Genomic DNA, 12,595 nt, shown 5'->3' with positions numbered 1-12,595 from the left:
CTAAATCCTCGTTGCATTTCGGCTTTATCATACTTTTATCTACATTAAATGTAGGTGAGATGCTGCAAATATAATCATAATTAGAGAATCAACAAAGCACTAACGCCATCAGCCTTATTTGTACTCATTGAATAACCAAAACAATGCTGTTCTATCTATTCTTTATAAATAGAACAAATTAATGAGTAAAAACATAATAGCGTCAGATAGTATAATTCTAACACCTGTTAAGGATGGTCTTACTATTTCGATGTCTCCAGCGTCATGTTCAATTAGTGCAGATTTCAACGGAGGGAATCAAAATTTAGATAAAGCATTCACTGACCTGAATTTATTTTTAGGTCCAAAACAACTTGCGTATACTTTAAAAGTCGTTGAAGTCAGTGATGCTCGGATACAGTACACTATTTCAGACATCAACAATGGTCTCACTAAAAGATTCAGGCTTAAAACAGTTCCAACCGATATTTTAACCGGACATGTAAAATTCGAATTCACCACAACCTATGGGGAAACAACTGGCGGTACATTTCAATTTACAACAATAAGGGATGTAAATACTTTAGACTGGATTAAAGATTGGGAGAATAATAAAACCAAGATTGGTAGCGATTATCTTATCACTCCTCAAATATTTGTTGGTAAAAAGGTAACGTCGGAAAGCCAAATGAGTGTACTTACGGGTGTTTATATTGGACCTGAAGGTATAGCTCCAAACAGTAGTGCTGGTATTTATGGGTATAAAGAGGGAAAAGAAATTTTTCATATAAATGAAACTGGTGGAAGCATCGGCGGTTGGGATATAAACAATGGTGGAATACAAACTGCTGATGGCTGTTTGCAGATATTGTCTGAGGGCAGCATTTTTGCAAAGGATATTAATAACAATATCTTTTGGGGAATATACAAAAATGGTGAAGCCGTTTTCTCCAAAGGGAATGTGAAATTCTCTAAGGATGGTTCAGCCTACTTTAAAGGAAAAGTAACGTCCTCTGAAGGCGACATCGGTGGGTGGAAAATAACAAAAAACTTGCTTTATTCCAACTACATTGTTCTTGACTCATCCAAACATTATATTGGCGTTAGTCCATTCGATATGTCTACTTTAAGCAGTGTAGCTGATACGTTCAAGCATTATGATAAAGTGGTAAGTAGCGGAGGCATTGCTATACATTACACTTCAGCCAATTCTTATGGCATTGAAGGATATATGTCTGGTTCAAAAAACACTTTCAAACTTGGTTCAACAAACTTCATTGCCGGATGGAATTTTGACAATGAGTCTTTTTATATAGGCACTAAAAACAATACCACAAAGCAGTACACCAGCGCTTCAGGCTCTATAACGATTGGTACAGGAGGTGTAAGGGGTTATGGTTGGTATATTGATGCAAATGGCGACATAAGCTTTATGAAAGGCTTGATCACTTTTAATAGCACTTCCGGAACTTTGCTTGGCTGGAAGATGTCTTCGCAAAGGTTGTCAAACCAGTATGTTGCATTAATTTCAGAAGCAGCTTTAGCGGGACTTTACCTTTCAGCTACTGACATAAGTAATATTGCTTCATCTTCACTTGAAACTACGATAAAAAGCAATAGTGGTATTTTCTTAAAAAGAGGTTCCAGTCGTGTTGAATTAACGGGAGTTAATGGTGGAAAAACAATCTTTTCCCTTATTTCTTCGGGAGATTCGACAATTGCCGGTTGGAAATTTAATAATGAGGCAATTTATTCAGGTACCCTTAAATCTTCCGGATTCACAAGTGCCGCCAGCAATATCACTATTAGTACATCTGGTATTCGTGGTTTTAAATGGCGGTTTGATTCTAATGGTGCCGGAGCTATTGCTGGAGGGAATATAAGTTGGGATAATAATGGCGTTGTTACTTTTGCTTCTTCAGTATCTTTAAACTGGACGAATGCGGCCAATAGTGCATTGTCATCTGCCAAGACGTATGCTGATGAAAAGAAGACGGAGGCTATTAATGCGGCTGCTACTGATGCTGCAAACAAAGTAAAGGTGGCTACCGATGCAGCAAATGCGGCTCAGGCAAAGGCAAACGATGCTAATTCAGTTGCTATTGCTGCAAGAGATCGGCTTAATGACTGGGCGAAAGATTCAATTATTTCCCCAACCGAAAAATTAGCGTTGAAACAGGAGCAAAAGGGGTTAGCTGATGAGAAGATTCAGATTGTTGCAGATGCGGCAAAATATTCAGTAAGCTCAACAGCTTATGTTACTGCTTATACGAATTACAATACTCAATTAACCAATCACACAGCTGCATCACCCGAAAATATTACTATTGCTGCGGCTTTTACTACCACCCAGACTGCTTATTATGCAGCAAAACAAACTGTGTTAAATGCAATTGCTGCTGCTGCTAAAAAATATGCAGAAGATAAGGCTGCAAAAGCTAAAGAAGAGGCTATTAATGCGGCTGCTACTGATGCTACTGCTAAAGCAGAAGCCGCAAAAGAGTTGGCGTTGGCTATGGCTTTTGGAAGGATGTTGTATCGCGACCCAACATTTATCAATGGGAACAATAGTGTCGATGTATACAATAATTCGAATAATGGAACGGTAACAATCACTCGCACTTCGGATTCTTCTGCTCCTAATGACAATAAGATTTCTTTAGTTGTAACAAATACTGGTGCTGCCTCTCCGTATTGCGGAGGCTTTTATTTTGGCACTGTCACCACAGCGTGTCGTGTTTTGATTGCACGAATTGTAGCAAATATTCCTGTGGGAAGAGCTATATCCCATCATAGTAATTCGATTGGAGATGGGGGAAGTCAGAAGTGGTTAACCCCTACAGCCGGAACTGGTAATTGGGAAGAGTACATTTGCAAGATCGTGTGTGGGAAAAGTGGTACTTTTTCATCAACTTGTTTCTTTGCTCTTACTGGCGCTGTAGGTACAGATAGTTCTCCTGTAAAATGGAAGGTTGCTTATGCTACGGTGTTCGATGTTCAGTCTACTGAGCGGTATATGACAACTATCGACGCTAATGGAATCTACACAGGTACGGTTAAAGCCGGACAAATACTGGTTGACTCTACCTTGGTTGTTGGTGGCAGCAAATATAATGGCAGCATTTCCGTCAGAGATGACTCCAATGTAGCAAAAGTAACTTTGGATAGAACCGGAATTACTGCTGTTGGAGGCACTATTGGAGGTTGGACGATCGATACAAATCAAATATCGAAAAATGGTATTACATTGGGTGCTGATGGCTCCATAACCAATGGAACCAAGTGGAAACTCAATTACAACGGATCAGGCCAACTTGCGAATGGCGGGTTATCTTGGGATGCTAATGGTAATTTATCATTGTCAAGTAGTAATAGTGGAAACAGGATAATGATAACACCAAATTCAAATGGAAGTACAATCAGACTTGTAAATTCTGCCGGAACAATAGTTAGTGAGTGGGGTTTTTATGCAGGAGGGTGGGCTCGGCTCTCGATCGACGATAAGACAAGAATAGACCCTGGCGTTGTTTATGTTGGGAGGTCTACACATTTGAGAGATGACGAACTGGTTGTTGCTGCTGATAAGAATTCATCTGGTGGTCCAGTTTTTGCTGTGCATACCTACAACTCAATGTTGGAGGTGATACTACAAAAATTACCCACCTCAGCATCCGGTCTTTCTCCCGGCTCTGTATGGCGCGATGGCAACACACTCAAAATTATTCCTTAAATACTAAAATATCACAAATAGAATAATTATCATTATAGATGCGTAAAGATATTGAGATACATATAAATACTGGGGATATTGTTATAAACCCTCACAACACCCCTAAGCTGCGAACTTTCAATTGGATAACCAACAATGGAGGGCTTGAGCGGTATATCTATGGAGAGATTCAACTACCAGGCAATATTTCAGAAGCCACAATAAAAGAAAATGGGGTATATATATCAATCCCATACACTCCAAAATACAAAGAGTTTTATGTTAGAATAAAAAGAATTTTTAGTGATGAAACAAGTTCCTTTATTCAAAACCCGGTAGATGGAAGTGATTGGTTTTTGGCAAGATCAGGACTATGTGGGGGTGATATGAAAAACATATACGCTTCTCAATTATTATTGATTTCAGAAAATGTTTTTTATATAAGATTAAATAAGGGTTATGCTAATATTTATTCTGGAAATGAAAGCGATGTCAATATAGTTCCTGCAAAACGACAAAATGCAAACCTTATGTTGAAATGTTTGCCTACAAATAATTATCGTTACCCTTTGACTGGAGTTGGGTTGATACGATGGGTAAACAGTAATATACATTACACTGAATTATCCGCTGTATTGCAGAGGGAATTTGGAGATGATGGTATGAATGTAAAAAATGCAGCATTTGATTTGGAGTCAAAAGACTTGCAACTTGAATTAGAACACTATAATAATGATTGATGGCGCAACATATAGTAAAACCCAATCAAAATATATTTGATGTAGCATTAGAGCTGTACGGCTCTGTTGAAGGATTGTTTGATCTTCTGATAAGTAACGAATCACTCACAATGAATACCGACTTAAAAACCGGAACGAGATTAGAGTACCATGACTATTTTGTGATAAATGATGGTATTGTTAAGAGCATCAAAGAAAACAATTATATCCCGGCAAATGGAGAGCGACATGTTTATTTTAAAAAACCAAATTATGATTTATTTGCCGTATGTGGAATAGATAATAAGATAGTGTCCTCCAGCATCATTATTGGTGGACAAGGTAATGTTCAAATAGACTGGGGGGATAATTCTGATTTAGAGACGATTGCTCTATCAAATCAACCACAAGAAATAACTCACTATTTTGATAGCATTGTTGATACAAGGCGGTTGAAATTTTATGGTGATTGTACTTTTACGACCTTTGATGCGTCTAATTTGAATGGAGACATGTTCTTAACAAGACCTTTGATTGTTGATGAATATATAAGCAAATCAAACGGATATTCTTTAAAAGGTCTATTCTTGTTTGAGGGAACAGTAATATTGAACTTGCAAGGTATGGTAATTTCAGAATTAGAGCCCATATCTGATATGAGTCTTCAGGAATTGAATCTCTTGAATGTTCGATTTACCGATGTTTCTGTATTGGACAATTATCTGCAATACATAGCAACTAATTATGGCAATAGACGTAATTGTGTTGTTCTCTTGAATACAACACCAACAGAAAAGGGAATGCAAGCCATACAAACAATTATCAACGAACCAAGTTGGAATGACGCTGGTAAATGGAAATTTATTATTAACGGAGATATTTATACAAAAGAATAATGGCAAGATCATTAACTGAAATATATGCTACATCAAAGCAAATTAGGGATCAATATTTAGAGTTGACAGAATTTACAAATTCATCTAAAATGTCTGTTTTGGATGCCTTCACTTGGGTCGTTTCGGCCTGTATAATGGTGTTTGAAACAGTTTTAGATGTGTTTAAAATAGACTTGGCCAAGGAATTACAAAACAGAATAAATGGCACACCGGCCTATTATGCAAATGCTTTGTTGAAATATCAATCTGGCGGCGAGTTGATGATGAATGAGGAAGGTACTGCTTTTTCTTATGGTGTTATAAATGAGGAAAAACGAATTATTTCAAGAGTGAGTTATTCTGAATATTCATCCGCAGGTTTTAATGACAAACTTTTGTTGCTAAAAATTGCAACAGGTAAATCGGGAGCCTACGAACGAATAGAAGGCAATGAACTTTTAGCAATACGATCTTATGTTGACAAAATTAAATTTGCCGGAACGAGCATCAATGTTGTTAGTCGCCATGGCGATGTCTTGGTCCCGAGAGTAACAGTTTATTATGATGGAGCGGTAAGTGAAGATGAAGTGTACCAAAATATAGAAAATTCTTTGAATGATTTTATAGCTAATATTGAATTTAATGGGGTTGTATATGTGCAAAGAATTGTCGATGCTATTCAAAAAGCGGATCATGTATTAGATGTCTACATAAGCGATTCATCCAGCGATCATCAAGGAATTTTTGTCGCTCAATATGATGACGACAATTTACTCATTGAAGATGAGAAGAATCCGGGTACTTATGAAAAAAGAGTTGATAGGATGTTCACCCCAAACAGCGGTTTCATAAAACAAAGTTCTAAGGAAGGTTCTGAAGCTACACTACAGACTTGGAGAGAATCTATAATTTTGAAAATTGAAGAAAGATGAGGTACAGTATAAATTTTGATAAAACTATAAATCAACTTTCTGCCCATTACCTATCAGGAAGGAAGCTGATTTTATATTTGCAAGCTTTAATGAAACCATTACAGATCATAAATGATGAGTTTGCAAAATGGGCCAAGGAAACTAAAATAGAGGCAACTATGACCTCGCAAATAATTAAGCTGGAGTGGTTTTTAAATCGAAAATTTGATGTTTATTTTAAAGACAAAACCCAACATGTTTTCGTTAAAAATGGAAAAAGGGTTGGGGTGCCTATATATTCGGAAGCTGCTGACATTATTAAAGTAGATAATTTACTGTTCAAATATGAGTCAGAAGGCAAGAAGAATTCAACCCCACTCAACTATAATGGTGAATTAACCGATGAAAACGAATGCAGTTTTTATGTTTATTCCCCAGAAATAGATACAAGATTGATTTCAAAAGAGGCCTATATCGCCATGGTCACTTATTATGTTGACAAATACAAAATCTCTGGTAAAACTTTTAAGATAAAATTTAATTCGTAATAATGAAAGAATTTGCTGCTCAAACAGGAGGGCGATACACATACGTTGATGATGTTCTGAACCTTCAAAATCTTGCATTAGCATTCTCTTCTATTTTTGATGGCTGTGACAATTTCATCGTAAATGGATGTAAAGTATCCGGCACAACAATAAGTGATGGCTATATCTATATAAATGGCAAATTACGCTACTTCCAAGGTGCTACTGGTTGTACCTGGCCACAATATATTTATGAATCGAATAAAACTGAAAGTGTGGCCTATGCAAGTGGAACAGACAAAGTAGGGCGTAATATTTATGGATGCGCTATCGGTAAGAGTGTGCCGACTGTTCTTGATCCTTTGACCGGAGCAATCCCGCAATATATTTCAATATCGGCATCCGGTGGAAAACAAATGAAAGATGCTCTCTTTGGGAAATACGCTTTAGTCTTAGACCCTTCAGCGGGTACACAAGATGTAAAGGGAATCGTTAACTTTTTGAATAAAGTAAATTCTAAAGGAACGATACAAACCGAGGATAGGGCTATTGTAAAGTCAGGAAATTCAGTTGGGCAAATATTTTATGAGGGCACAAATCTTATAATTCAATCCCAGATCAGCAATGGTCCTGTTTACAAAATTGCGTTATCTAACGATAATGGCTTTCTTTTTAGCATCAACAACAACGCAATATTCTCAGCTAATGGTCAACTTGTTAGCTTTAAAAAACCGATAGCATCTGATTCTGGAAAATTTGGAAACATAAAAAACACTGGCAATAACTTATATAACGATGGTGTGCCAACTGATTCCGGATCATTGTATGTCAATTATCTGGGCTACAATGGTGGAAACCAATATTACCGTAATACATACATTGGAAATGGAAAAAGTGGGGTTATTTTAGGAATTGATGGTAAAACCTCATTGGCAACTTTGAATGGGCAATTAAATATTTCAGGTTCCCAAGCAGCCGGGCTTATTCTGAAAAGTTCTTTTGCAAAGTCAAATAATTCCCTTCAAAAAATTGTTTCTTGGGTGGATTCTTCTTCCAGTCAAGTTGCATATATTGGCTACAACTCAACAACCGATAAAATATTTGAAATATATAATTCATTAGCAAATATATCTATCAAAGGACTGGAGGCTGTTAATTTAGGTCCGGTCATTATGGAGAATGGCGCTAAGCTTTCTGATAAATATGCTCTAAAAAACGATGTCTCATTAGAGTTTAAGAAATACGCTAAGGCTGATGGCGTTTACTCAACAACAGATGCAGATAAGAGGTTTGCTGCAATTAATGGCGGCTTCTCTCAGTTTATCTCAACAACTGTATTAAAATCCACTTTGCGTTCGCAAATTGATGCTGTCTCGATGGATGATGTTATAAAGAAAGTTCCTGAATTGTCTAAGTTACTATCTGACATGGCTTCAACGGAAGATGCAAAGAAAAAGATATGTTCTAATATTGGAGCTACTTACGGTGGAGACTTCCAGCCGAAAATGAAAGATTCTGGCTGGGTGAAAATAACCAGTGATTTATATGTACGACAAATAGGTAATATTGTCTCCATTCAAGGTTACGTTACCACTATTCATTCAAATACATTATTCATAATCCCAAATACAATTGACCCACCTACTTACGCTGTCGCCTTTAGCACAGTTGTGTCGTCCTATTCCGGACAATGGCGTTGCCATATTGACGCTAATAGTAGAAACTGCATCGTTGATTATTGCAATAATCATGGTGTAAGAATCCCATTCTCAATAACATATATGGTATAATGAAGATTCACAATTTTGTAAAAGACTCGAAAGCAATGGCTCAGAATGAAGAAGAAGCTGTTAGAAAACGAGAAAGAAATCACAAAGAAGATGAACGACTCAAAGAAGAATCCAGAGCAGAAGAGCTTACCGAAGGGGGTGAGCAAATCGAAAGTAAAAAGAAAAAGACCCGGAAGAAAGAGGATAAAGAGGACGTTTGATGAAACTCGGATTGGACATTATTTAAAACATGAAGCTCCGTTGGAATACAAACTTATTATTGACGCTAATGGAGCTTCATTCGCTCCATCAGCAGATTTAATCGAGGCTATTGGATACGCATCAAACAATCCTCTGTTTCAGAAACCGAAATTCAGACGGTGTTTGATTAAATACAGAAAATACGGTTTGTATGCTGGCAGGCCAGTAAAAACAAATGCAAGTATTGAACTCTACTACATAAAAATGCGCAAAAGGATGGTTGACAATTAATCTGTTATCCATGATTCGAATAAGGGGGTATAAATATATTCCCTTTATTTTTCTTTTCTTCTTAAATAGAATTATTACCTTTGTCATCTCAATTGAAATACTCCAGAATCCCCTTATTTATTTCATTCAGTTATTTTTAATGAAAGATTTTGTTGTATCCGTCCGCAAGGTAACGGACGAATCTCTCATGCAAGAGGCGTGTGAGATGACTTTCCTCGGTAAAAGCCGACAACAATTATTAAGCATTTACAAATCGGAGCACTCTCCAGCCAGAACTCAACTATTCTGGATCACGGCCAAAAACATTCCATTATTTATTGCAACTCATCTTTTGAGGCATCACGTCGGCTCTGTGCCCTTCCAGTTAACATGCAGAGACGATAGAAAAGGTGGAAACCCCGGGCTTATTGCGAAGGTGTCTTCTGTCGTAGAAAAGTTAAGTCTTCATTTGAATATGCACCAAAATGGATACAATGACGGATTGGAAGAAGCGTTGGAAGACTCAATTCAAGAGTTGGAATGGCTAAAGGAGAACTCTGACCGTTACACTCCAGTAAATCTTGGATTATTTGTTAATGCACAATCATTAATAGATATGGCCAAGTTGCGCCTTTGCCTTCAAGCGCATAAGGAAACTGTTCTGGTTTTCCAAGAAATCAAAAAACAAATTGAACTTGTCGATCCAGCACTATCTTCTGTGATGGTACGAAAATGTGTTTATCGCGGAGGAATCTGCGGAGAATCAACTTGCTGTGGATTCAACAATACACCAGCATTTAAAATTGAATTAGAACAGTATCTTACTAACTTTTCTGAAAAACAACAAGGGTTATGCAAGTAATCAAAAGAGACGGAACAATAGAAAGTTTTAATGAAGCTAAAGTATATAATGCTGTAAAAAAGGCATTCATGGCTTCACATAGTGATTTGAATTTTTGCGAAAAGTCAGCGAAAACAGTAACAGAAGTGGTGTGTGGGCTTCTGGAGAATTCTAAAAAAAAACTGTGCGTTGAAGAAATTCAAGACATTATTCAAAATGCCTTGATTGGGCTTAAATGCTCTAAAACCGCTATAGTGTTTGCGGTATATCGCGAAAAACATAAAGAACTGCGATTAATCAAAGACCGGGCCGATTACATTGAAAAATATAGCACAAGTAATGAAAATGCTGCCACGTCTTCTGAAATAGATGGAAATGCCAATATTCAGAATAAAAATGTTGCTACGTTGGAAGCCGAATTATACAAAACATTTAATACTGACGTTAGCCGGTATCGTATTGTGAAGAAGCTGAAAGAGCTGTATGGTGTTAGTGCGCCCGATTATATTAAGGACTTGAATTCAAAAACTATTTATAAACATGATGAGGGTTCTGCACCGGCTATTAAGCCATATTGTGTAGCTGTAAATCTATATCCGTTCATGCAACGAGGAACAGCCACTTTAGATCGTTTGGGAACGAAAGCTCCTCAAAATCTGGATTCGTTCACCGGGCAATTCGGTAATCTTGCATTCTTATTATCATCTCAATTTCAGGGAGCTGTTGCTTTTGGGGAGTTTTTCAACGTGATTGCTTATTATTGCATAAAAGAATGGGGTGAATTCTTTTATATGAATGATTATGACATCGTTCAACATTCTAAAATAAAGCACAAAACAATTTCTGACACGATTGAGCAAGCCTTCCAGAACATTGTTTACACAATTAATCAACCGGCAGGAAACAGGAGTTATCAGTCTCCATTTACAAATATCAGCTATTATGATAAAAATTACTGGGAGGCTTTGTTTTCGGATTTTGTATATCCGGATGGAACAAAGCCGAGTTGGGAAGCGGTAGATTACCTCCAGAAGAAATTTATGCGTTGGTTTAATGCAGAAAGACAAAAGTGCCTTCTTACGTTTCCAGTGGAGACTGTTGCCATGTTGTCTGATGGAAATGATATTATCGATAAAGATTATAAAGAATTTGTTGCTGAAATGTATGCAGCAGGACATTCATTTTTTACATATATCTCCGATAATGCTGACTCACTAAGCAGTTGCTGCCGGTTAAAAAACAAACTTGAAAAGAACGAATTTAGTTTTACCAGTGGCCTTACAGGAGTTGCAACTGGAAGCAAGTCTGTTATTACACTCAATCTAAACCGAATCATTCAAGACTTCATGCGTTTAAATAATAAAGTTGATGGAGAATATGATCCTAACGATTTAAAGCGCTACCTGTCTGACATATTGGATCGAGTATATAAATACCACACTGCATACAACGAATTGCTTTGGGATTTATATGACAATAAAATGATGCCCGTTTATTCAGAAGGTTATATTTCTTTAAACCAACAATTTCTGACTATTGGCATCAATGGACTAAATGAAGCTGCTGAATTTATTGGCATCAAAATCAATGACAATAAACGCTATCAGGATTTTTGCAATCTAATAACTTCAACCATTGGAGAACAAAACAGGTTACATGAAGACATCAAAAGTAAACATCATCTGAAATTTAATTGCGAATTTGTACCAGCAGAAAGTCTCGCTATCAAGAATTATCAATGGGATAAGGAAGATGGATATTGGATTCCTGAAGATAGAAACTGTTACAACAGTTATTTCTACAAACCAGACGATGAATCTGTGTCAGTTCTCGAAAAATTCAGGCTTCATGGCAAGAAATATGTTGAGTCATTGGATGGAGGCGTTGCTTTACACTGCAACCTGGAAGAACACCTCAGTCAAGAACAGTATCGGTTGTTGATTGAATATGCGGTAAAAGAAGGAACAAACTATTTCACATTCAATATTCCAAACTCTCAATGTGCTGAATGCGGCCATATATCGAAACACAAGCTCTCTCAATGCCCTCAATGCGGAAGCGATAGGATTACCTGGTGGACACGAATTATTGGTTACTTGAGACCTATTTCCAACTTCAGCAAAGGTCGCAGAGTCGAGGCCGGAAAACGTGTCTATTCACAAATTATTGAATAATGCTAAAGTTTGTTGATACAAAAGTGGTTTTTTCTGAAATACCAGACGAAATCACTCTTGCAATCAATATAAGTGGGTGCCCCTGTCATTGTCGGGGGTGCCATTCCTTATATTTATGGCATGATATAGGTGAATGCCTAACTGAAAACTCCTTGTTGAAACTTATCAAAAAAAACAATGGAATAACATGTGTATCAATAATGGGTGGGGATTCAAATCCTGAGTATGTTGATTATTTATCAAGTGTAATAAAATCATTAAACTTAAAATCGGCATGGTATTCTGGACGAGACAAAATCTCATCTAAAATCAATATTTCTAATTTTGATTACATAAAAATCGGGTCATACATTGAAGGTCGTGGTCCATTAAGTGACAAAAACACAAACCAAAGATTTTACTTAGTAGATGAAAGTGGCAAATTGGTAGATTACACACATAAATTTCAAAATAAATATCATAATCGCATATATTAATAATATATTTATGATATATTATAACATAAACATACACTGTGTTTCAGTCGTTTACAATTCGCATAGTGATTTGAATATATAAAAGTTTGAAGAATCATTTGCACATTTATATTTTTTATATACCTTTGCCTTCACAAAACTCAA

10 protein-coding genes are annotated in these 12,595 nt (G+C 36.7%); all 10 read left to right on the top strand.

Translation table 11 applies throughout. The features are described 5' to 3' along the window. Positions 1-181: 181 nt before the first annotated feature. The 10 genes from D0T60_RS01560 to nrdG are packed head-to-tail and all read left to right on the top strand — an operon-like array spanning position 182 to position 12,451. On the top strand, positions 182-3,709 hold the full coding sequence (locus tag D0T60_RS01560) for a hypothetical protein (protein WP_163216394.1): 3,528 nt from the start codon (positions 182-184) through the stop codon (positions 3,707-3,709). Positions 3,710-3,747: 38 nt separating this feature from the next. Further along, a complete protein-coding gene (locus D0T60_RS01555) occupies positions 3,748-4,428 on the top strand; it encodes a hypothetical protein (RefSeq protein WP_163216393.1) in 681 nt (226 codons plus the stop codon). After that, entirely contained in the window at positions 4,428-5,303 is an 876-nt protein-coding gene (locus D0T60_RS01550; protein WP_163216392.1) for a hypothetical protein, read from the top strand. The genes D0T60_RS01555 and D0T60_RS01550 overlap by 1 nt, the downstream gene beginning before the upstream one ends. Beyond that, entirely contained in the window at positions 5,303-6,214 is a 912-nt protein-coding gene (locus D0T60_RS01545; RefSeq protein ID WP_163216391.1) for a hypothetical protein, read from the top strand. Before D0T60_RS01550 ends, D0T60_RS01545 begins: the two co-directional genes overlap by 1 nt. Then, complete coding sequence (locus tag D0T60_RS01540) at positions 6,211-6,741, top strand: hypothetical protein (protein WP_163216390.1); 531 nt, start codon at positions 6,211-6,213, stop codon at positions 6,739-6,741. Before D0T60_RS01545 ends, D0T60_RS01540 begins: the two co-directional genes overlap by 4 nt. A gap of 2 nt (positions 6,742-6,743) precedes the next feature. Beyond that, complete coding sequence (locus D0T60_RS01535) at positions 6,744-8,510, top strand: hypothetical protein (protein WP_163216389.1); 1,767 nt, start codon at positions 6,744-6,746, stop codon at positions 8,508-8,510. Positions 8,511-8,555: 45 nt separating this feature from the next. After that, positions 8,556-8,981 (top strand): hypothetical protein, encoded by a 426-nt coding sequence (locus D0T60_RS01530; RefSeq protein ID WP_163216388.1) that lies wholly within the window; start codon positions 8,556-8,558, stop codon positions 8,979-8,981. 10 nt (positions 8,982-8,991) lie between these two features. After that, positions 8,992-9,822, top strand: a complete 831-nt coding sequence (locus tag D0T60_RS01525) for an FAD-dependent thymidylate synthase (protein WP_163216387.1) — start codon at positions 8,992-8,994, stop codon at positions 9,820-9,822. Then, positions 9,813-11,975, top strand: a complete 2,163-nt coding sequence (nrdD, locus tag D0T60_RS01520) for an anaerobic ribonucleoside-triphosphate reductase (RefSeq protein WP_163216386.1) — start codon at positions 9,813-9,815, stop codon at positions 11,973-11,975. The genes D0T60_RS01525 and nrdD overlap by 10 nt, the downstream gene beginning before the upstream one ends. Then, positions 11,975-12,451, top strand: a complete 477-nt coding sequence (gene nrdG, locus D0T60_RS01515; protein WP_163216385.1) for an anaerobic ribonucleoside-triphosphate reductase activating protein — start codon at positions 11,975-11,977, stop codon at positions 12,449-12,451. Before nrdD ends, nrdG begins: the two co-directional genes overlap by 1 nt. The last annotated feature ends 144 nt before the right edge of the window (positions 12,452-12,595 follow it).

Origin of the sequence: Bacteroides sp. 224, assembly GCF_010500995.1 — a bacterium.
Taxonomy (GTDB): Bacteria; Bacteroidota; Bacteroidia; order Bacteroidales; family Bacteroidaceae; genus Bacteroides.
The sequence above is the reverse complement of the archived record's forward strand: the minus strand, read 5'-3'. Positions and strand labels throughout refer to the sequence as shown.

Excerpts from the sequence above, each read along its gene's own strand:
- nrdD (WP_163216386.1), top strand. The coding sequence starts at position 9,813 with ATGCAAGTAATCAAAAGAGACGGAACAATAGAAAGTTTTAATGAAGCT.
- D0T60_RS01525 (WP_163216387.1), top strand. The coding sequence starts at position 8,992 with ATGATTCGAATAAGGGGGTATAAATATATTCCCTTTATTTTTCTTTTC.
- nrdG (WP_163216385.1), top strand. The coding sequence starts at position 11,975 with ATGCTAAAGTTTGTTGATACAAAAGTGGTTTTTTCTGAAATACCAGAC.
- D0T60_RS01555 (WP_163216393.1), top strand. The coding sequence starts at position 3,748 with ATGCGTAAAGATATTGAGATACATATAAATACTGGGGATATTGTTATA.
- D0T60_RS01530 (WP_163216388.1), top strand. The coding sequence starts at position 8,556 with ATGAAGAAGAAGCTGTTAGAAAACGAGAAAGAAATCACAAAGAAGATG.
- D0T60_RS01535 (WP_163216389.1), top strand. The coding sequence starts at position 6,744 with ATGAAAGAATTTGCTGCTCAAACAGGAGGGCGATACACATACGTTGAT.
- D0T60_RS01545 (WP_163216391.1), top strand. The coding sequence starts at position 5,303 with ATGGCAAGATCATTAACTGAAATATATGCTACATCAAAGCAAATTAGG.
- D0T60_RS01550 (WP_163216392.1), top strand. The coding sequence starts at position 4,428 with ATGGCGCAACATATAGTAAAACCCAATCAAAATATATTTGATGTAGCA.
- D0T60_RS01560 (WP_163216394.1), top strand. The coding sequence starts at position 182 with ATGAGTAAAAACATAATAGCGTCAGATAGTATAATTCTAACACCTGTT.
- D0T60_RS01540 (WP_163216390.1), top strand. The coding sequence starts at position 6,211 with ATGAGGTACAGTATAAATTTTGATAAAACTATAAATCAACTTTCTGCC.